We start from the raw sequence: 21,241 nt of genomic DNA, 5'->3' as shown, positions 1-21,241 counted from the left end.
TCAGTCTACAGGTTTTACCTTTTTATTGCAAGGACTTTCTCGTTAACTATCAGTCAGATGAGAGGAGCTGAAAAGTCCTTACTGAAACCCATTTCTGATCATCCAGGGGGGTGATCAGGTCCATTGTCCCAGCCAGGAAACTCTCGGATGGCAGGTAAGGAATGACTTTTTCTTTCACCATCATTACTCGATGGGGAGAGATTTCCTGAGCCACAGTAACGTGAGGAAGAAACTCCTTGAACGGTACCGCAAGACCAAGCTGGGAGTGCAGCCGGTAGTAGAGTGAGATCAAACGGTCGTTACTCTCTACTTTCCAGCATATGATAGGTGATTTTGGATAGAAATCCATTATTGAGTTAAGTTCAATTGGTATTTCCGGTTCGTTTTCGAGCTCTCTTTTGATAATCGCGGTCAGTTCCTCAATCGGATAACTGGACTCAAAGGGAAATACAATGGTAATGTGGGAGGCAATCTGATTGTGAAGTGGGTCAAATTTCTCCCTCAGAGGGATGATTATCCGATCCAATTCCTCAGGCAAGTACGTTACCAGAGCGTACAGATTCTGACGGCGGTTCTCAATATTTTGCCGTTGGTAGAAATTCCGGTACATAGACTTTGTATCCGATCATCTGTAGAAGATAATCTCAATTCTTCTGTTCTTGGCGCGATCAGCCTCGGTCTGATTTGAGGCCACAAAACTAGTTTCTCCTCGACCAAAGACGCGGATTCGTTCTGATGCTACATCCATAGCGACGAGGTAATCCCGAACCCGACGGGCTCTTTTATCCGATAAAGTCTGGTTGGCCGAAGTCAGACCAATGTTGTCGGTGTAGCCGTTTATCTCCAGCTTTATTATTGGTACAAAATTCAGAATACGGGCCAGCTCTCGTAACCGGTCCATATTGTTAGGATCGACCTCGAAGGACCCGGGGGCATAGTCGATGTTCATGATCATCGGCTTGGCGAAAACACTCAGATCAACACAGCCATGCGGGTCAACATCGATCCCGTAAAGAGTGCCGGGACAGTCATCCAGACCGTCGGGGATGCCATCGGCGTCACTGTCGAGCGGACAACCACCTTCATCAACGAAAGCACCGACGGCGTTGTGGGGACATGCGTCACGGTAATCCGGTACACCATCAAAATCAGAGTCCAGTGGGCAGCCGAAAATATCGACTTTATTACGGGCTCTCGGATCGGTACCATCACAATCATCCAGACCGTCGAAGACCCCATCACGATCACTGTCAAGCGGACATCCGTGGCGATCCACAATAACGTCTGTAGGCGTAGCGTGGCAACGGTCATCGGAGTCCGGTATGCCGTCGCCATCGGAATCAGTAGCTGCTTTGGGCTTTTTAGTATTTGTGGGAGCCTCAAGGGACCAGGCTCGTTGCGAAGGCCACCCACGTTGGAAACCGGAGGGACCAAATGAGAATGACAATCCTACAGATGACCCGACCAGCCAACGGTCACGAGCCGAGCTGATTTCGTCGGCAAATTCAGTTCCCGCTCCCGTTAAATAATCCACATGGAGATCGAGATTGAGCGCAAAATGACTCGACAGGGCAATCTCAGTCCCCACCAGACCGGTGACAAACACTTCGGTTGACGAATAATCCACGGTCTCATTTCGTGATCCCGGTACTTCCAGAGTGGTGTCAACTCCAGGATCAGCCATCCTCCAAATCAGCAATCCTCCACCCAGACCAAGCGAGATATTGACTAACCCGCCGGGTGGTAAGAGAATCCGTTTCACTTCAGCCCCGAGGCGGGTCGCCTGGAATCGACGTGAAGATAAGGTGCTATCATTTCTGAAAGAAAAACTGGAGGTGGCGGACAAATCATCATAGAGATCATACCAACCCAGGTTCACATCAAGATCCCAATGTTCTGACACAGCGTAGCCAAGCGACATGCCATAGGCACGTCGCAAAGGGAATTTGTATCCTTCGCCACCCGTAACAGTAGCTACTTCGCCGTGTAATCCCAGGGTGTAACGGAAGTCCGCCGCCTCAGTCGGCATGGCCAGCATGGCGCAAAACACCATAAGGACAGCCGGCGTGATTAATTTGAGCGTAAACTTCTGCATCCGTATGCCTTCTAATACAGTTTTCGGATTTCCGTTCCCTGGTAGTAATGCCGTAAGATATCACCGAACAATTCACCCTGTCGGGCTTTGCCAATCGCTCCACACTGACACATGCCAACACCGTGGCCGTAACCCTGTCCCTGGAAGGTGATATTCTGGATACTGCCCGCCCCGTCACGCGTGATAATGACATCGAATCGATCTGAGGGAAGGATAAGGTCCGGATTGGAAGTACGTCCGATTACCCAACGAATGCGATCTCGGAAGAAACGATAGTTGTCGTTGTCGGTATGGATAGTCAGTTTTGCGATGCGATTGCCGGGGGTACGCTCGCCAATTGTGATATCTCTGATTTCTCCGATCCGCATATCCCGACCTCGATCACTGGCCATATACTGTTCTATCCTGCCGCGTAGTTGTTTTTCGGTGAAGTGTTCTTTCCAGTTGTAGTACTTCGACCATGAACAAGCGCCATCATCGGTAACCGCTTTGAGATACGGAATCGACTTGCGATCCCAGACATGAGCAATATCATCGGTAGCACCACCACAAGTAGAGTGGTAGTAGGCTTCAATCATCTTGTCTTCATACATAATCACATTGCCTGCTGTTTCATCAATAGCTCGATTGGCGACGGAGTTCTCGACCTTAGTGCCTTCGTATACCTGATCATAGATAGAGGCTTTCATGTCATAACGTTCGGACGGATATTGTTGCAAATGAGAAAGAGCGTAAGTACGGGCGGCAACCGCCTGGGCTTTAACTGCCTCCAGCTCATTTTTCGTTCGCTTGCCAATCTCGGGTGGCACAACGCCTCGCAGATAATCTTCCATATAGACGATATTGATAAGCTGTACATTTCGTCCGTAGGGTAGTACTTGCGTGATACCCCGGTATGGTTTGCCGTAGAGGTTGATGTAGTTGCCGGATCCGCGCGGGATGATGTTCACTTCATCGACATTGTCCTGGATCGTTGTCCCCGTATTGCTCACTACCGTCAGAAAACTTCCCTGGCTCCGGACTGTCACTGGACGGCTGGAGTAGTACACAGCCTGTTGTCCACCAGTCAGGCATTCAACGGCGAAAGCTTTCGGGGCCGAGAAGCCGGCTTCTTCCTCGTTCTCCCCCAGAAGGACCCTGACAAATGGAACACGGATGAATGAGCCAGGTTCTTCGTCCTTGAGTCCGGGTACGGTAGCACAACTCCAGACCAAAAGCATAATGCACAGGCCGGTGCCCAGCCGAGCGGCAATTTTCACGAACCATCGCATACGGCTACTACTGCAGTTGTTCTCGTCCATAAAAATCCTTACGCGGGTGGCTGAGCAATATGACCCAGCACCGGCCTCAGAGTTTGAGCCGCTCCGGTTCTAGTGGTCCGGTTTATTGGTTCCGAACGCAAACAAGCCTCACCGATGACGGCATAGGAAGCGGCTTCAACATAATCGCCATCGAGGCCAAGATCATCAATCAAGCCCACCTCAAGGTCGGGCAAGTGCGCATCTAACCTCTCTCGAATGAACATGTTATTTCGTCCACCGCCGGTCAAATACAATTTCGACAACGAAGTATCATCTTCAAGCAATGGTTGCACCGCTTCGGCTATGGTTATCGCCGTAAGTTCGGCGGCGGTAGCAACCAGATCAACGTTACCCAGTCCCAGCTTCCGTCCGTGCTTTATCATCTTGTCGGCCATGTATACACCAAATGTCTCCCGACCGGTCGATTGTGCCTGGCCCTTGAAGAACTCTTCTTTTTGCAGGTATAACATCAGACGTTGGCTTGCGTGACCCTTTCGAGCGAGGCGACCATCGCGATCAAATGGACGATGAAATAACTGTGCCGTCAAGATATCAGACAAACTGTTGCCCGGTCCACAATCACAGGCCATCAATGTAAATCGAGTTTGTCGGCCGGGAAGGTAAAAATAATTCGCCATACCCCCAATATTGACAATCAGTCGGGATTTCTGCGTTCCGAACAATCGTTGTACGGCTCCAGTAGTAATAGGCGCACCCTCGCCCCCAATGGCAATATCAGCCTGTCGAAAATCACCGACCACCGGCAACCCTGTCACAGCGGCGATCTGATCCAGACTGCCAAGCTGCAGAGTGCCGTTGACATGGTATGGGCCGATACGAGTTATCTGGGGAATATGTCGCACGGTCTGGCCGTGAGAAGCAACCAGATGAAGCTTTGTGTTCCGAGCCGCCATGTCGTCACAACAACTTGCAGCCTGCTGCCCATAGAACTGCCCCAGTAGGTTATCCAGAAGGACGACTTCTTCGAGCGTTACAGTTCTGGCATCAGCCAGCTTGAGAACTCGCTCTCTAAGTGTCTTGGAATATGGTACAGTATGGCCGTGTATGAAAGTGGTGCGGAGACCCGTTTGGGATCGAGAGATGCGGACCACTGCCAGATCAAGGCCGTCGGCCGAGGTCCCGGAGTTCAGCCCCAGAACTACGAGACGTCGGCGTTGAAGAAGCCGTTGCATTAACATAGCTATAAAGAATCAGCGCAGGACTGACCTGTCGAGTTTGAACTTAATCCCTGACACCCGGTCGAGCGCCCTCTGGAGACGCTGTTGGCTGATCTCACCGAGACGAACACAATCACAGAAATAGTCATAAGCGCGTGAGGCCAGCATAAAGTCACTACCAAACAGCAGCAGGTCGTGTCCGGCCTGGAAGGCCGCTATGGTGCGTCGACCAACCTCGCCCAGTTCCTGGGCACCAGCCATAGCAAGATCGTCGGTGATGACGGGACCATCGAAATCAAGTGATTTGCGCACGAGCGACTCGATGATACCTCTTGATCCTGTTGCAATAACATCGTCGAACTCGGGCAGCAAGATATGGGTGGTCATAATGAGGTCTGCCCCGGCGGACACACCAGCCGCAAATGGAATCCGCTCCCGGTTGGTCCAGATTAGTTCATCATAATCGGCGGTGGCAGTTTTCTGGTGGGGATCGATACTACTGGCACCTAACCCTGGAAAATGCTTTAGACAACTGAGTACACCAGCCGTTCGTGAAGCCTCTACTGCGGCCACCACAAAAGGTTTAACCACTTCTGGTGTAGTGCCAAAACAGCGCCCGTCGCAACAGTTATTCTCAGGATTGAGAAAAACATCACAGACCGGAGCGAGATTCAGGTTGATACCCAACGACTCCAGAACCAGCACTGAACGCTCATATTCTTCACGGAAACGCTCGACATTGCCGTCCTGCCCATACTCCCAGGCGGATCGGATCTCAACCGGGGCACCTCTCAGACGGCAAACACGCCCACCTTCCTGATCGATCGCAATGAATGGTGTGTTATCTCCGCAGACGTCTCGTATGAGCTTGACGTTCTCTCGCGTTTTCTTCAAAGATGGACAGTTCTCCTCAAATAGGATCACACCACCAATACGTCTCTCTTCGAGAAACCGAAGAAATGAAGAGGGCGGCTCCTTACCGGGAAATCCCACGATGAACAATTGACCAATACGTTTCAGATAATCTGACATATTCTTATCCCCTGCACCGGATTGCGGTCGCAAACATTAGATATCGTGAACCAAAAACACTTTTTACAATACACATACGAGATTTCTTCCTTCATCCTTGGCCTGATAAAGAGCACGATCTGCCGCCGACACCAACTCTTCCTGTGGACGACCGTTCTCAGGAAAAGAACTAACGCCTACCGAGACCGTAATTCGCAACTGTTCCTCGGCGGCACTGATCACCGATTCCATAACATTGCTTCGGATACGCTCACCGATAACAGTTGCTTCCTCCTGTCCGGTCTGGGGCAGGATGACGACAAATTCCTCACCACCGTAACGGGAGAAAATATCAACATCACGAATACTGCCCTGGATGATTCTGGCCAGATGACTGAGCATCTGATTGCCGATCTCATGACCATAAGTATCGTTGAATTTCTTGAACCAGTCAATGTCTATCATTATCAGGGACAGCGCCACTCCATAGCGACTGGCCCGTCGTTTTTCTTCCTCGAACTTACGGATGAAATAGCGGTAGTTGTAGGCACCGGTGAGATCGTCGATAATGGTCAATGCTTCGGTCTGTTTGTGCAGCTCGGCGTTCTCCAGAGCCATAGCGGCCGAACGGGCCACCATTGAAAGAGTTTGCAGGTCTCGCTCGGTGAACGCCTTGGCATGGTTGGATTCAACGATTACTACTCCATTAATCACACCATGCGAATTCATGGGAACTATCATCGCGGATTGCGTTTCCCCAACCAGAGGCACAAAGTCGTCACGACTTCGGGTATCAAGGATTCGCACCGGCTCATCAAGTTTTGAGACCATCTTGGCCAAGGAGAATTTCTCTGTATCGACGGTTTTCATATGGTAATTTGCGTTTCCGTTCACCGACCGCACGCGGTATACGAATTGGTCGCTCTTGTCGCGAAAGATTATTGAATGGTCCGGATAATCCAGAATGGAACCAAGAATACTTGTGGTTTCCCTAACAACATCATCTGGTTCAAGAATAGTTGACAGGTTCCGCATATTGGCGTACACCATCTCCATCTGTCCCTGAGAGCGCTCTAACTCTGAAGTACGCATATTGAGCGTGTCGAACAAGTGAAGCAATCTCTTTTCAGATCGCCTCATGTATTTTGAGATATAGGAAATGGCTAAGAAAGAGACCAGGAATAGCCCTGTCCGAAGTGAGACATCATACAGTGTGGCAAGGCTCAGGGATGTTTGGATCGACAGCAGGTAGACACCAATTATCAAACAGGTGGCCGAGACTGCAAACCAGAACCGCAACACATAGGCCGCTACCGAGATTGTCATCAGGAATATCACATAGAATGAGGAATCAAAGCCACCAGACAGAGTCACCATCATTGGCACAACAAGGATATCGAGAACAATGGTTACCAGATAGGCCAGCTTGATATCAAATCGACCCAGGATAGCAGTATAGAAGATTACAAGGTGAGCCACAAATGTGGCCAGAATAGCGTAAATCAAGAGTGGCTCTTGAATATGAAGATCATGCTCGAACATAAACCAGGCATAGAAAGCCAATATACCCAGTCTGATCAGCAGGTACATGCTGTCGAGCCGCGGAAGCAGCGTTTTATTTCTATCGAGGAACAGTTTCATAATTGTAACATCCCGTATAGCCCGTATATCGACCGGAATGCGATAAGGTTAATACGGCAGAGCGTTTTAGGAGTAAATGGCCGCTTCAGAACCGGAAAAACCCGCGAGTTAGATTACCCTCAGAACCATTACTCCCAGAACCATAAGTTACAGTCTCTTATGATAGGGTCGCCCGTGGTGGTAGGTATGCTCCGGTCAATAGTAAGCCCCAATGGTACCGTCAGGATCGATAAGGGATCCTGCTTGTCAATAAGGGCGATCAGGCCATCCGGGAATCGGCCTGAGTAGATATTTTACTGGCTCTGTGGCTTGTGATGTCTTATTGATTTGGCAACCTGCCGGGAATTAGCCCGTACCAGATGGTAAGGTAATGATAAGCAGTTCGTGGTGGCAGAATGGAAGTAGTGCCGGATAGACGTTCCGTTATTAGCGAACTGAGATAATGGAGTCGGACTGAAGTTATGGTTAAGCGGTCATCAACAAGTTCTTGGGTTGTTTCAATCATAATGATGAGTACTGTGCTGCTGGCTGGCAGTGTCGGTGGTTCAGTTTTCGAAACCGATAAACGTCTGCACATAACCAATCTCCATCAGATCAACGACGACCTTTATGCAGCATGTGAGAAGATCACTATTGATGGCGCGATTGAAGGGGATCTGTTGGGAGCGGCCAGCAGTATTGTCATCAACGGACATGTCTTCGGCTCGGCCAACATTTTTGCTCAAGATGTGAGACATAGTGGCCGGGTAGATAGAACTCTGCGCGCTTTCGGGATGGATATTGAAGTGGGTGGTTTTGTCGGTCGAGCACTTTTAGCTGGTGGCCTACATATCGAGATTGGCCCCGCCGCTGTTATCGAACAGGGGGTTAACCTCTGGGGGCAATCAATCAGCGTGTCCGGCACTATCCGGGGCAACGCCTCGACCCTTGAAGCTGACACGATCATTATCGATGGCACGTTCGAGGGAGATGTCAGCCTGAAGGCAAAGCAGATTCGGATTAAAGCTGCGACTGTAATCACCGGCAATCTGACCTACGAGACTATCGACACCTCGGGAATTGAGATCAGTGACGGCGCAATCATCGAAGGGGAGACAGTTTGGGTGCCATGTTGTGGGACTGAGAGTTCTGATGACGAAGGTGATGATTTTACCTCTGACTTTCTCCTCTCGTCCTCCAAACTCCTGGCCGCGTTCCTGTTTGGAATCATCATAGTGGCCATATTTCGACGACATGCGCTAGAGTCCTTTAGACAGCTGCGGGACCGGTTTTCTGTTTCTCTAGCTTCCGGTTTTCTAGCCCTGCTGGGCTTTGCCTTCAGCCTGATGGTGTTGGCTGTCTCTCTGGTACTGATGGTTGTGGGGCTGATAGTATCAACCACTGACAGCGCGGCCATTGGGGTAGCGGCTCTGGTGTTCTCGATCCTGATGCTGCCTATTACCAGCTTCACGGCGGTGTCCGGAGGAATCATCTTCTATGCCGGCAAGATTGTCATGGCCTTCCTGATCGGTTACTGGCTGGTCAGGATTTTCAAGACCAAACCGATCGAGCTGGGCAAGTGGCAATTACTGGTCGGGCTGATTATCCTGACCATTATTTTCGCGGTGCCGGTGATTGGCTTTTTCGTGTATCTGTTGGCGGCGATTGCCGGAGCAGGAGCGATAGTGTTGAGTATTCGCCAGAACCGTAGCCATCCCGAAGCCCCTTCTTCAAAATTACCTCAGCCTAAGGAACAGCCCTAACCTGTCTGGTCCTGCCCCTTCGATTCCGATCAGGTTCCGGCTTACATGAACCACTTCCTCGTGTGATGCACTCGATCACCGAATTGCTTCATAAACTCCATATCTTCGTCGCTGAGCGGTCCCTCTTCGAGAGTGGTGAGGTTATGTTCGAGCTGTTTTTGATTAGATGGAGCCATCATGCAGACATCGACATTGGGATTGGAGAGGACAAAGCGATAGCATTCGCCGGGAGTGGGAAGACGATCGCCTTTTGGATATCCTGAAGGTCGTTTGATTAGATACCGCCAACGCGTGGCAGTGAAACTGATTATACCGGGATTATGCTTCTGCAGATGAGGAAACACGTCCTCTTCAGCCCCGCGATGAGCGGCATTGTATCGTACCATCAGAACATCCTGTGCTCCATCCGTCGCCAGCTTTCCGGCAAACTTTCGGTCGTGCGTTGAGATACCAATGGCGCGCACTTTGCCTTCCTCCTTTAGCCGATACAGTTCCTCTCTTATGTGCTCCGGGAATTCCTTCTCTTTCATTACGCCCATGAACAGAAAGACATCAATGTGATCAGTCCTTAACTGCCGCAGGCGTTTCTCAAGGGTCTTGCGAATGTCCGAATGCCACCAGATGTAGTTGTAAGCGCCGGTAGCGATAACGAATCGGTCGCGATTGTTAACAATCTCATCCCGAAGAACACTTTTCATCTGAGTATCGAAACCGTACATAAAAACATAGTTAAGGCCAGCGTCAAGGGCGCGGTGAAGGGTCTTTTTGCCCGGCCGGTAAGTGGCCGACAGACCGAGTCGATGAACTTCGATACCGGTGCGGCCTAATACTGAATGTGTAAAGTCCTGTATCATTACTTTCATCCTAATCAAGAAAGCTTGTCTCCGGCAAGTTTTTTTCAGTGACCGCGATTGCACCCTGAATGACGATCCTCTCATATCAGGTAAGACATACAGCACTTGTAAAGGAGACAACGAGTTGACAGATGGATGATTATCTTCGTATCATTTAGAATGACCAACAAGCGGATTGTCATTTTCGGTTGGGCCAATTCGGTCCACATTCATCGCTGGGCCGCTGGCCTGCGTGAACGGGGCTGCGAGGTCAAGGTAATCTCTCTCGACGGTTGGGAGGTTGACGGATGCGAGACTGTTGTTTTCCCGCGAAGTGGACGATGGTCGTACCTAGCTCATGCCTCTACGGCAGTGCGAGAAGCACAGGCGTTCAAACCGGATCTCATCCATTTGCATTATGTCTCCGGCTTCGGTTTGTGGGGGGTATGGTCACGGTTCTCTCCGTTAGTGATGTCGGTATGGGGATCCGATGTTGTAGATTTCCCTTCCACTAGATTACGCCGCGCGTGGCTTAGGTACCAACTTGGAAAAGCTACTCATATCACAGCTACCAGCGACTTTCTTCGGAAGACTACCCGAAATCTTCTCCCGGCAGTAGAGCAGCGAATCTCCGTCATTCCTTTTGGGGTGAACGTTCCAAACACTACTGAACCACTGCCATCGATGGATTATCTTCGTCTTTGCTTTATAAAAAATCACAAATCAATCTACGGTCTGGATATTCTTCTTAGAGCACTCGCCCGGGCCAAATCAAGAATACCGAATATCAAACTTTCGCTGGCGGGCCGTGGGGAAATGACCGGGGAATTGCAGTCGATGGTGACCGATCTTAACATTGCCGATATTGTTGATCTGGTCGGCTTTATTGAGAACAAGAATATCTACAAGTTCATCTCACAGCATCATATGGTTGTGATGCCGTCGCGACGCGAAGCTTTTGGCGTTGCAGCCCTTGAAGCAGGAATCTGTGGCCGACCGGTTATTGCATCGAATGTCGGTGGCGTACCGGAAGTACTGCGCGATGGCGAGACAGGTATCCTCATCCCGCCGAATGATCCCGAAGCGTTGGCCGAGGCTATTATGACACTATCGCAAAATGCCGATCTTATGAAGAAGATGGGTGATGCGGGACATCTCTTCGTGCGCGACAACTTCAGTTGGGACCGATCACTTGACATGATGATCGAGCTGTATGAAAGGCTTATTAGTGAAGCAAGCCATGCGTAAGAAGATACCGCTCTTCGATCTCAAGTTGTCGTCGAAAGCGAAAAAGGAAGTTGCGGCAGTACTCAACGAAGGTTGGCTAACTGTTGGTTCGCGCGTGGCTGCTTTCGAGAAGGCTGTGGCCAAACTCCTCGGGGTGAAACACGTTGCCAGCGTGAGTTCTTGCACGACCGGGCTTCATCTCGCCTTGAAGACACTCGGGGCAAGTACGGGCCGGGAAGTGATTACAACCCCGTTTACTTTTGCCGCCACCGTCGAGGCTATTATCGAAGCTGGTGCTCGGCCTGTCTTTGCCGATATCGATCCAAAAACCCTGAACATTGATCCTGACGAAGTCGCCCGCAAAGTGTCTGACCAAACGATGGCCATCATGCCGGTTGATATCGCCGGCTATCCAGCCGATTACGTGCAGTTGAACAAGATATGTGATGCTCATTCCGTTGCCCTTCTGGCTGATGCGGCCCATTCGATTGGAGCGTCGTACAGGAAAAGGTCGATCCCTCAACTGTGTGATGGGGCTGTGTTCTCTTTCTATTCCACCAAGAATCTCACTTGCGGCGAGGGTGGTTTGGTAGCCTCTCGTCACAAAATGCTGACCGACAAGGTACACCTGCTGGCTCGCCATGGCCTGTCATCGAGCACACTTAACCGAACAAATTCAGGCCGATGGGAATACGATGCTGTCACTGTCGGATATAAGGGAAATATGTCCGAGCTACATGCGGCCATCGGGCTGGGGCAGTTGGCGTCTTTCGAGAAAGTTCAGAAAGCGCGCACTAAACTAGCGCAACGTTATCTCAAAAACCTCGTCGGCCTGGAAGATTATCTCGAGGTGCCCGAAATTGCAGGCGGATACGTTCATGGCTGGCACCTGTTCATAATCAAATTGCACCTGTCAAGCCTGAAGATTGACCGGAATAAGTTCATCGCGGCTATGAGTCGCAAAGGAATTGAATGCGGAGTGCATTACAAACCGATCTTTGAACTTTCGTGTTATCGCGACCTGTTTGGACTCTCACCGCAGTATTTCCCCAACGCCGCCTATGCCGGGCAGCGTGTTATCTCTTTACCGTTGTACCCGACTTTGAAATCTTCGGATGTTGATTACATCTGCGAAACGATACATTCACTGGTGCGCAGGCATGGTCGGTAGACGGCATTGCCGTTTCTTCATTGACACACCCTACTAACATCTTAGCCTGACTCATGACACGCGCTGACCACTCAGGGTTAAGTTATTGGAGAACCACTCAGTTCGGCATGTGGATGGCGTGCTTGTTGACGCTAAGGCCAGCTTCCACCAAAGCCTCTGAAAGAGTGGGGTGGATAGCCATCAAGTGCCCCAATTCCTCGGCCGTGGCATCCATTTCCATCAGCGCCGTGCCCGTCATTACGATATCACCGGCATGGGGGCCAACAACATGGATGCCAAGGATATTATCAGTAACGGCGTCGGCCACTATCTTGACGAATCCGTCTGTTGCGAGCGTTGCCACCGCTTTCCCTATAGCGCGGAAAGGGAACTTGCCAACCTTGATTTCCATGCTGGCTTCAGCAGCTTCTTTCTCGGTCAGACCAATTCCAGCCACTTCGGGATCAGTGAAAACCGCATAGGGAACGGCCTTCCAATCTGCCCGTGTAGGGGATCCCGCCAAAGCCTCGACGGCAACAATACCCTCGTGCGATGCTTTGTGAGCCAGTAGCATTCCCCCGGCGATGTCACCAACAGCACAAATATGAGAGACACTGCTTCGCATCTGGTCATCAACAACCACGAAACCATGAGAGTCAACTTGTACGCCAACTCCCTCGAGATTGAGAGATGATGTGTTTGGTTTCATCCCGGCCGCGACAAGAATAAGATCAAAATTGTGAGTTTTGCTATCCCCTTCAGATTCGATGACAACTTCAACTGTCTCACCATTGCGTTTCGAGGAAGTTACTCTGGACGATAGAAGGAGCTTCATGCCCATCTTCTTGAGCGCTCGTGCCTGCGCAGCGCCAATGTCGGAATCAAGCGTAGGTAGCACTGAGTCGAGCATTTCTACAATCGTCACCCGTGCTCCCAGCGATCGATAGACAGTCGCCATTTCGACGCCAATCGGACCGGCCCCGACAACGAGCATTTCCTCAGGTACACGGGGAATTCCTATTGCTTCACGAGCACCAATAATGGCTTCGCCGTCCTGTCTTAGCATGGGCAGTTCGATTGGTGATGCTCCGGTAGCTATAACGAAATTGTCAGCCTTTATAGTTTTCCTGCCGTCTTCGCCAACAATCTCCAGTTCGTTTTGGGAGAGGAATGAAGCGGAACCGTTTACGATTGTAACGCCAGCATTTTCAAGTAACATCCCCACGCCGCCGGTGAGGCGCTTGACAGTGGTGTCTTTGTGCTTACGCAACCGATCGAGGTCGATCGATACGTTTTCTGCCTTGAGACCGATCCGCGATGCTTCCTTGATTTTGCGCTTGAGTTCCGTCACATACAAGAGCGTCTTTGATGGTATACAGCCCCAGTTGAGACAAACTCCTCCCAGGTACTCACGTTCGACCACGACCGTCTTGAAACCGAGTTGAGCAGCTCTGATAGCTGCCACATAACCTCCCGGACCGGCACCGATAATTACCAGTTCGAATTTCTCACTCATCCGATGAATCCTCAACTATTTCGTATCACTTCAAAGAACCCGCTATCCATGTTTTCCAATCAAAACGTTAGCCAGCAATAGCCACCGGCAACGATAGCAAGACGCGGAAATATGTGCCGTTCCAAGCTGGCCCGGCGACTTTCACGATAATCTTTTTTGCATGTATTCCATTGTCATATCAATACTAACCGAATCAATAAAAGTGGCTTTGTCCACAACACTCACCCTAAAGCTACATCCAATGTCATCATCACGGCAAACCCGATTATCGCACCCCAAGTGGCTGCGTGCGAGTGTCCGCCGGTCTGTGATTCTGGTACCAGATCCTCAATCACAACAAAGATCATGGCTCCGGCAGCAAATGACAATGCATAGGGCAGAATAGGACGAGCCACTAACACCAGTGCCGCTCCAAGAACGCCGGCCATTGGTTCAACTACGCCCGATAATTGTCCGTACCAGAAACTTTTGGCTCGAGAGAACCCCTCACGCCGCAACGGCATCGAGACCGCAGTTCCTTCTGGGAAATTCTGAATGCCAATTCCAATCGCCAGCGCCACCGCACCGGCCAGAGTAGCCGAATCAAGACCCGCCGCCGCAGCTCCGAAAGCTACACCTACTGCCAGACCTTCCGGAATGTTGTGGAGCGTGATAGCCAACACCAACAGTGTCGTTCTCTGCCATCTGGTTTTGACCCCTTCGGCCTGTTGGGTAGCCATACCAGGATGGAGGTGAGGAAGAAATCTGTCAACCAATCGCAGGAAGGATGCCCCCAGAAGAAATCCCACTGTAGCAGGAATCCACGCCGGGAGGCTCCAGTCCTCGGCCATCTCTATTGATGGAATCAACAGAGACCAACAACTGGCCGCTATCATAACCCCGGCAGCAAAACCCAGCATGGCATCCATAGTGCTGCGTTTCAGGTCCTTCATGGAAAAGACCAGAGCTGCTCCGGCGGCAGTAAGCGCCCATGTGAAACAGGTCGCCAACAGAGCCTGGACGACTGGATTCAATTGTACAAACCAGTCAATTGGTGGCATGATTCAATTACTCCCTCGAATAATGATCGTCACAAAGTGAAATGGCACTTTCTCAACGAGAAGAATTTACTTCTCCATGCGAGTTGCTGTCCAGGGTGACGTTATTACAACAGGATTCACCTTTCTTTTCATTGACCGGATATCTGGCAGAAACATAGGCCATTCCAAGGATAATCAGAAGCACTATCGCACTACCGTTATGAACCCAGACACTTTCCATCTCATGGTGCGCCTGATCGGCCAGTTCCGGCACAGTACTACCAGCCATCGGTATCAGCCAGTCCAGAATCAGACCAAAGCCCAAGGCGCTGGCCGCCACTGTTATCAAATAGAGGATAGCGGTTCGTGATCCCAGAGTACGCCAGATTGTCGTGACGGCGGCTGCATTGGTGGCTGGACCAGCGATAAGGAAAGCCAGAGCTGCACCGGCGGAAGCACCCATGTGTATGAATCCGGCTGCAATAGGCACTGAAGCCGTTGCACAGACATAGACCGGCACTCCAGCTACCATCAGAATCAGCATAGACAGAAATCCCCCGCCGACGTAGGCGGCCAGTGAATCCTGCGGCACAACAGCAGTAAGGATTCCGGCAATCAGAATTCCCAATAGTAGCGCCATCCCGATATCTCGTGGCAACTCAAGAAAACCGTACTTCAGGGCATGAGCGACTTTCGACTTCTCAGGTTCGGGTATCGACGATTCACAGCAGCAGCACGAAACACCAGTCATTTGTAGACTTTGTGGTTTCTCCTTTTCTCCGAAAAGGCCCACGAGTCCACCACCAACCAAGCCAGACAGAAGAGCTGTAACAGGCCGAAAAATAGCAAATACCGGACCCAGTAGCGCATACGTAACAGCAATGCTATCTACACCAGTTTGTGGAGTTGAAAGTAGAAAGGCCGTAGTAGCAGCCCGGCTGGCACCACTCTCTCGAATCGAAACCGCCACCGGTATGACACTACAGGAACACAACGGCAGAGGAACCCCAAACAGAGAGGCCAGGAACACTCCCCGATAGCCACTGCCACCGAGATACCGGCGGACCCATTCGGCTGACAGATAAACAGAAAGAACACCGGCCGCCAGGAACCCGAACAACAGGTAGGGAGACATCTGACCAAGAATCAGCCAACTCTCCTGGGTTATTCGTGCTAACAGATCATACATTGCGACTAACGCTCCATCTTGTCGAACTTGACCTTCGTTGCCACTGATGAAAGTTGCAGATCGCCGCTACTTACATCAAGGATTTATTCATCTCAATCGTCTACAAGCGAAGGTCAACTACCAGTTCTCTGCCAAACGCTCAAAATGCGCTTGTGGGTGAGCACACGCCGGGCATGCCTTTGGTGCTTCGTCGCCTTCATGAACATAGCCGCAGTTGCGACACCGCCAGACAACTTTGCCTTGCTCTTTGAAAACAGTACCCGCCTCAACCCGATTCATAAAGGCAAGGAAACGTTTTTCGTGTTGTTTCTCTGCCACCGCGATAGCCTCGAATGTCTTCGCGATAGTCTCAAGGCCTTCCTCACGAGCGATCTTCGCGAATTCGGGATACATGCTCTCCCACTCGTGATGCTCTCCTCCGGCGGAAGCTTTCAGGTTTTCGGCTGTACTGCCTATTACACCAGCCGGGAAAGTTGCCTGGACTTCAACTTCGCCACCCTTGAGGAATTTGAATAAACGCTTGGCATGTTCTTTTTCATGGTTGGCGGTCTCTTCAAAGATGTGTGCTATCTGGATAAAACCTTCTTTTTTCGCCTTGCTTGCAAAATACGTGTAGCGGTTTCGTGCCTGGGACTCGCCGGCAAATGCCGTGAGAAGGTTCTTTTCGGTTTTGGTCCCTTTTACATCAGCCACTGAAATACCTCCCAAATTTTCATCACGCCGATCAGTCGACGACTACTATTGTCTCGTTTCATTCTCAGTATCCGGACCATCCGGTTCACTTCGTGTCTTTTTTGAGTGGGGCTTAGCTTGAGCAAGGACATCACAGTTCTCATCGGTCGGATTTGGTTCTGGACAGTCAGTACACTTGTCTCTTCCAAAATGTTTGCAACGCCGAAGCTGGTTTCTCCTTCCCCTATTCAAAACGTTCTGTTCCTCTTGTTCTTTCTTTGAAGTTCAAGCGGCCCTATCCTTCGACTCGATCATTTCCACTGCAGTTCGCGCAGCTTCACTTATCCTTAAGGTCACAAAGTCGCCATTATTGAAGTCGTAGTGTCGCAGTTGAGACTGGTCTTTAATCAACGGCTTCAGGATATTGCAATACGCCGATGCCTTCAACTCCCCCAATGTCAATGCCGAAAAAGCTCGTATGATCGGATCGGGACTAGCTACCGAGTTGGCAAGCTCGGATGCTCTTTCAGCAAAAGGTTTGGAATCAATCTGAGCTATCCGGTAGATAGCCAGGTGCACCCCTCGCTCAAATGGTTCTTCTCGCAAAGACGAGAGGAGAAGATCAGCGTACTCGGGAATCAGCACCGGTACATTGACGAGTATTTCGCCGATGAGTTCGGGCGCATGCCAGGCGAGACCGCCGGACTCGTCATTCATCTGCCAGAATAGCCGCCGGAGCATATCCCTCACTCGGTCCAGGTTGGATTCTGCGAATGTAGCCACAACCCAGCCGACCGCCTCAATTGCTCGCCATCGCATCAACTCAACGGGGTCAAAAGTTATTGATATGAGCGCCCGGAGAGGGCCACGCACCGATCTGGCCCACTCCAGCAAGCCGGTTCGATCCCGATTTCTCAGGAATGCTGTTGCTTCTGCCTTCTGTGATCGAATCGCCATCGTTCACATACCTTATATCTTACTGCGCGGTTCCTGAAGGCGGAGTGAAGACGCGTGTTCCCAGCTCGCGGTCAATCTGAAACAGTCCGCCCTTGGAGTCGCCAAGCAGCTTGAGTTGTTGAACTATCGATTTAACCGACGCTTCCTCTTCAACTTGCTCATTCACAAACCACTGCAGGAAAATCTGGGCTGCATGGTCCTTCTCTCCAATGGCCACATCCATCAGACCGTTAATTAAACCCGTTACTTTTTGTTCATGGGCATAGGCCGTTTCGAACACATCCTGGACCGATTTCCAATCTGTAGGAGGAGCCTCAATCGCACCGAGAGTCGCCCGCCCGTCACGTTCAATAACATATTCGAAAATCTTCAGAGCGTGGGACTCTTCCTCCTGGTACTGGATACGCATCCAGTTGGCAAACCCGGGGAGATCAATCGATTCCAGATAGGACGCCATCGACAGGTAAAGATAGGCCGAGTAGAATTCGGCAGTCACCTGGTCATTGAAAGCGTCTTGCATCTTTTTACTTATCATCGTTTCTATTATCCTTTCCAAAGCCCGTGCAGGTTGCAATACTCGCGTACACTGACGCTGTCCCCTTCAACCATGAAAGTCGCCTCGGGCGTGTCTCCCGGGTTCAGGAACTGACGATACGCTTTGCCGTCGGCGATCAGTTCGATCCATTCGATGTAATGCTTGTCTTCCATGGGATGGGCCACGTCTCCGACCTTGACCTTGTAACCGCCGTCAATCTTCTCGATCACGGGAACATGTTTTTCGGTTGCGGCATCGACTTCGCCCTCTTTCAAGAGTCTCATATCCTGTCCACAGCAAACCAGCGTACCACCTCCGGTATGGATTACCTCCACCATGTTGCCGCACTTTTCACATTTATAGACTTGCAGTCTTTCAGTTGCCATTTTCAACTCTCCTTATCATGCTATCTTTTGTATTCGCAATTTCTTATTACCAGAAGCCAGTCTTCGGCCGTACCATTAGCTAATTGCTACATTGGTGCAAAACCACCAGCCAACCAGTAGTCTTCCTTTAGTTCCTCTTGTTGTCTTAGAAGCGCACGGTAATGACCGGCCTCCCAGTCGGACAATTTGGAAAAGAAACTTTTCACTTCCAAATCGGACGCCGCTTCTGCCTCAGCCCGATAGAATTGCATTGCATCATGCTCAAGCTGAATACCGATAGCCAGCGAGGTCATCTCGAAACTGGCTTCTTTGATTCGTCCTTTCAGACTCTCAGAGAAAATTGGAGACATCCCTGTCAGGTCACTCTGTGGTCCGAGCCTAATGGAATTATCCGGTTGCCCGGTCTTGAGGATAGCATCATACTGTTTTCTCAGGAAATGCATATGGTCCAGCTCTTCCCGTGCCAGAGTCTGAAAGATTTCCTTCCCTTTGGGGTCTTCCGTACTGTTGGCGGCCATTAGGTAAAAATTGTGACCGTATCGCTCCGCCTTAATAGCCTTCAACAGGCCTTCCGCCATTGTTTCCCTGGTGTTTTCCGTGCTATGGTCGCTCATATGGTTTTCTCCTCACACCAGCCACTGGAGTGATCAGTGCTCTTGATTAAACTCCTCAAAATCGAAAAACCGACCGGTGTTATTGAGGTAGTCCAGTTCCGCCTGAACAATGGCCACATGACCGTCTTCAATTTCAAGAAAGCGATTAAACAATTCCGCTCCCGTGTCCAATTCGCCTACTATCTTCCGATAAAAATCCGACGTTTCCTGTTCCATCGCCAGCGCTTTCTTGAGCATCTCGCGCTCGGTCTCGAAATCGGTGGCAGAAGCGTGCGCATCAAGCCTGCTTACTCCCTGCTCGATGGCTGCCTTTGCCGGAACAACAGTGTCCATATCAGATGAAGACAACATACCTGTTTTCTGCCACTCGTCGAGTTTGCATTCCAAGTAGTCAACATGGCCCTGCTCTTCTTTGCCAAGAACCTCGAAGACATGTCGTCCCGTTTCATCTTTGATGCTGTCAAGTGAGTTAAGATAAGCGTCACGAACCTTGATCTCGTACTCAATAGCTGTCTTGATTGCTTCCTCGAGTGTCACTATCCCTCCAGAATCGTTATCGCGAACGGTGTAGTTTTAACCTGTGGACGCCGGTAGGAATGACCCACCGGCTTACCACAATACTACTAAGCATGTGCTGCAAGGTATTCAGCTACACCTTCAGCGGTTGGTTTCATAGCATCATCGCCTTCCCGCCAGTTGGCCGGGCAGACCTCCCCATGCTTCTCAGTGAACTGTAGAGCGTCAAGCATTCGTAGAGCTTCGTCCACATTCCGGCCCAACCCAAGATCGTTGATGACAGCATGACGGATAATCCCCTCTTTGTCAATGAGAAAGAGCCCACGCAACGCTACCGATTCATTGACCAGTACACCGTAGTCGCGGGAAATGTTCTTATTGAGGTCTGCCACCAGCGGGTATTTGATCTGCCCGATACCACCCTGATCGACTGGGGTGCTTTTCCAGGCCAAATGGGTGAAATGGGAGTCAACCGACACGCCGATCAATTCTGTATTCTTGGCCTGGAACTTCTTCAGCGCTTTGTTAAAGGCTATGATCTCCGACGGACATACAAAAGTGAAATCCAGCGGGTAGAAAAACAAAACCACGTACTTGCCGCGATAGTCCGAGAGCTTCAACTCGGAAAATGAATTGTCTCCCATTACTGCCTGTGCAGCGAAATCCGGAGCTTCTTTGGTTACTAAGCTTGACATTATATTCTCCTGTATTCTTGATTGTCATTCATTTCAATTTGCTGAGCAAACAGTCACCTGGTACCCCTATCATCCGTAAGGATACATCCCCTTCTTGATTGTCTCCAGAGACTCAAGCACCTTGTTGTGCTTTTCTTCATCTATCAGCAGGTACTCCAGCAGGTACTCCTGCACAACCATTTTCTTCCCCTTCAGGGCTGCCAGAGCTTCATTGGCATACTCAACGGTCTTTTTCTCAAGCTGGATATGCTTTTCGATCAGATCCCACACCGACGCCAGTTCGTCCGGAGACAGCGTGATTGTTCTGGATGTGAGACTGTCGGCTATAAGCTCCTGAATGCGGTAATGCATCTGCGAGTCGCGCTGGATGATTTCCATCACGAGTCGTACAATCGGATTCTCAGTTTTCTCGATGACTGCTCCAGTTGATGCCACAGATGCGTTTTCAATTTTCTGCCAACGCTTCATGTTATCGACGACTTGTTCCTGGATTTCCTTGGTACTCATGCTTCTCTCTCCTGTGTAAACTTGATTAACACCTTGTTTATGTTTTTTTGATTCCTATTTCTGGCTGCTTCCTGATATACTACAATCCGGGCATATTCCGACGAACTCTGTCCGTTTTCCCACTATCTCCCAGCCTTCAATTTCCGGTAGAATTTCATCAACGGCTCGGCCGTTTGTCGACATGATATCCCCAACACGCCCGCAATTTTTGCAACGGACATGATGATGTTGTTCTATATCTCCATCGAAACGGACCTCGCGGCTGGCAAGTCTCAGCTTCACGATCAGTCCAGCCCGGCTTAACAAATCGAGATTGCGATATACCGTACCCAGGCTAATATCGGGAAGTCTCTTCTGTACAAGTCGATACATCTCCTGTGCAGTAGGATGAGAAGTCAGTTTCCTCAACTCTTCTAGTATGACCTGGCGCTGTACTGTGTTTCGCTGTAGCATCATT

General features: G+C 50.4%; 22 protein-coding genes. 3 read left to right on the top strand and 19 right to left on the bottom strand.

The genetic code is table 11. From position 1 onward, the window contains the following. Positions 1-49: 49 nt before the first annotated feature. The 6 genes from KOO62_08030 to KOO62_08005 form a co-directional block, all read right to left on the bottom strand. Positions 50-610 (bottom strand): 2'-5' RNA ligase family protein, encoded by a 561-nt coding sequence (locus KOO62_08030; protein ID MBU8933943.1) that lies wholly within the window; start codon positions 608-610, stop codon positions 50-52. 15 nt (positions 611-625) lie between these two features. After that, entirely contained in the window at positions 626-2,095 is a 1,470-nt protein-coding gene (locus KOO62_08025) for an OmpA family protein (GenBank protein ID MBU8933942.1), read from the bottom strand. Positions 2,096-2,106: 11 nt separating this feature from the next. Then, positions 2,107-3,366 carry a SpoIID/LytB domain-containing protein gene (locus tag KOO62_08020; GenBank protein ID MBU8933941.1) on the bottom strand — a complete coding sequence of 420 codons (1,260 nt, stop codon included), beginning with the start codon at positions 3,364-3,366 and terminating at the stop codon, positions 2,107-2,109. Positions 3,367-3,404: 38 nt separating this feature from the next. Further along, complete coding sequence (locus tag KOO62_08015) at positions 3,405-4,595, bottom strand: anhydro-N-acetylmuramic acid kinase (GenBank protein ID MBU8933940.1); 1,191 nt, start codon at positions 4,593-4,595, stop codon at positions 3,405-3,407. 12 nt (positions 4,596-4,607) lie between these two features. Continuing rightward, positions 4,608-5,606, bottom strand: coding sequence for a hypothetical protein (locus KOO62_08010; GenBank protein MBU8933939.1), 999 nt, complete (start codon positions 5,604-5,606; stop codon positions 4,608-4,610). Between the two features lie 63 nt (positions 5,607-5,669). Beyond that, positions 5,670-7,226 (bottom strand): sensor domain-containing diguanylate cyclase, encoded by a 1,557-nt coding sequence (locus KOO62_08005; protein MBU8933938.1) that lies wholly within the window; start codon positions 7,224-7,226, stop codon positions 5,670-5,672. Positions 7,227-7,732: 506 nt separating this feature from the next. On the opposite strand from KOO62_08005, the gene KOO62_08000 reads away from it, so the two are divergent. Further along, positions 7,733-8,968 (top strand): hypothetical protein, encoded by a 1,236-nt coding sequence (locus KOO62_08000; protein ID MBU8933937.1) that lies wholly within the window; start codon positions 7,733-7,735, stop codon positions 8,966-8,968. A gap of 41 nt (positions 8,969-9,009) precedes the next feature. On the opposite strand, the gene KOO62_07995 is transcribed toward KOO62_08000, so the two are convergent. Then, positions 9,010-9,822 carry an aldo/keto reductase gene (locus tag KOO62_07995; protein ID MBU8933936.1) on the bottom strand — a complete coding sequence of 271 codons (813 nt, stop codon included), beginning with the start codon at positions 9,820-9,822 and terminating at the stop codon, positions 9,010-9,012. A 159-nt stretch (positions 9,823-9,981) separates the two neighbouring features. Here KOO62_07995 and KOO62_07990 point away from each other — a divergent pair, with 159 nt between their 5' ends. Next, a complete protein-coding gene (locus KOO62_07990) occupies positions 9,982-11,049 on the top strand; it encodes a glycosyltransferase family 4 protein (GenBank protein MBU8933935.1) in 1,068 nt (355 codons plus the stop codon). Then, the gene (locus KOO62_07985; protein ID MBU8933934.1) at positions 11,015-12,199 is read left to right on the top strand and encodes a DegT/DnrJ/EryC1/StrS family aminotransferase; all 1,185 of its coding nucleotides are present in this window, start codon (positions 11,015-11,017) and stop codon (positions 12,197-12,199) included. The genes KOO62_07990 and KOO62_07985 overlap by 35 nt, the downstream gene beginning before the upstream one ends. Positions 12,200-12,296: 97 nt before the next feature. Here KOO62_07985 and lpdA read toward each other — a convergent pair whose 3' ends face one another. The 12 genes from lpdA to KOO62_07925 form a co-directional block, all read right to left on the bottom strand. Then, the gene (lpdA, locus tag KOO62_07980; GenBank protein MBU8933933.1) at positions 12,297-13,694 is read right to left on the bottom strand and encodes a dihydrolipoyl dehydrogenase; all 1,398 of its coding nucleotides are present in this window, start codon (positions 13,692-13,694) and stop codon (positions 12,297-12,299) included. A gap of 221 nt (positions 13,695-13,915) precedes the next feature. Then, on the bottom strand, positions 13,916-14,725 hold the full coding sequence (locus KOO62_07975) for a ZIP family metal transporter (protein MBU8933932.1): 810 nt from the start codon (positions 14,723-14,725) through the stop codon (positions 13,916-13,918). A 61-nt stretch (positions 14,726-14,786) separates the two neighbouring features. After that, positions 14,787-15,902, bottom strand: coding sequence for an SO_0444 family Cu/Zn efflux transporter (locus KOO62_07970; GenBank protein ID MBU8933931.1), 1,116 nt, complete (start codon positions 15,900-15,902; stop codon positions 14,787-14,789). Positions 15,903-16,019: 117 nt separating this feature from the next. Next, positions 16,020-16,595, bottom strand: coding sequence for a rubrerythrin family protein (locus KOO62_07965; GenBank protein MBU8933930.1), 576 nt, complete (start codon positions 16,593-16,595; stop codon positions 16,020-16,022). 264 nt (positions 16,596-16,859) lie between these two features. Beyond that, on the bottom strand, positions 16,860-17,531 hold the full coding sequence (locus KOO62_07960; GenBank protein MBU8933929.1) for a hypothetical protein: 672 nt from the start codon (positions 17,529-17,531) through the stop codon (positions 16,860-16,862). Positions 17,532-17,550: 19 nt separating this feature from the next. Beyond that, positions 17,551-18,066, bottom strand: coding sequence for a ferritin (locus tag KOO62_07955; GenBank protein ID MBU8933928.1), 516 nt, complete (start codon positions 18,064-18,066; stop codon positions 17,551-17,553). 8 nt (positions 18,067-18,074) lie between these two features. After that, positions 18,075-18,452, bottom strand: a complete 378-nt coding sequence (locus KOO62_07950) for a desulfoferrodoxin (GenBank protein ID MBU8933927.1) — start codon at positions 18,450-18,452, stop codon at positions 18,075-18,077. Positions 18,453-18,538: 86 nt separating this feature from the next. After that, on the bottom strand, positions 18,539-19,066 hold the full coding sequence (locus KOO62_07945) for a ferritin family protein (protein ID MBU8933926.1): 528 nt from the start codon (positions 19,064-19,066) through the stop codon (positions 18,539-18,541). A gap of 33 nt (positions 19,067-19,099) precedes the next feature. Further along, positions 19,100-19,603 (bottom strand): hypothetical protein, encoded by a 504-nt coding sequence (locus tag KOO62_07940; protein MBU8933925.1) that lies wholly within the window; start codon positions 19,601-19,603, stop codon positions 19,100-19,102. Positions 19,604-19,689: 86 nt separating this feature from the next. After that, positions 19,690-20,277, bottom strand: coding sequence for a peroxiredoxin (locus tag KOO62_07935; protein ID MBU8933924.1), 588 nt, complete (start codon positions 20,275-20,277; stop codon positions 19,690-19,692). Positions 20,278-20,346: 69 nt separating this feature from the next. Continuing rightward, entirely contained in the window at positions 20,347-20,784 is a 438-nt protein-coding gene (locus KOO62_07930; GenBank protein MBU8933923.1) for a hypothetical protein, read from the bottom strand. 54 nt (positions 20,785-20,838) lie between these two features. Further along, positions 20,839-21,240 (bottom strand): transcriptional repressor, encoded by a 402-nt coding sequence (locus KOO62_07925; GenBank protein ID MBU8933922.1) that lies wholly within the window; start codon positions 21,238-21,240, stop codon positions 20,839-20,841. Between the last annotated feature and the right edge of the window lies 1 nt (position 21,241).

The organism is Candidatus Zixiibacteriota bacterium (assembly GCA_019038695.1).
Taxonomy (GTDB): Bacteria; Zixibacteria; MSB-5A5; order GN15; family FEB-12; genus B120-G9.
Note: the sequence above shows the minus strand (reverse complement) of the source record. Positions and strands in the feature narration are given on the sequence as shown.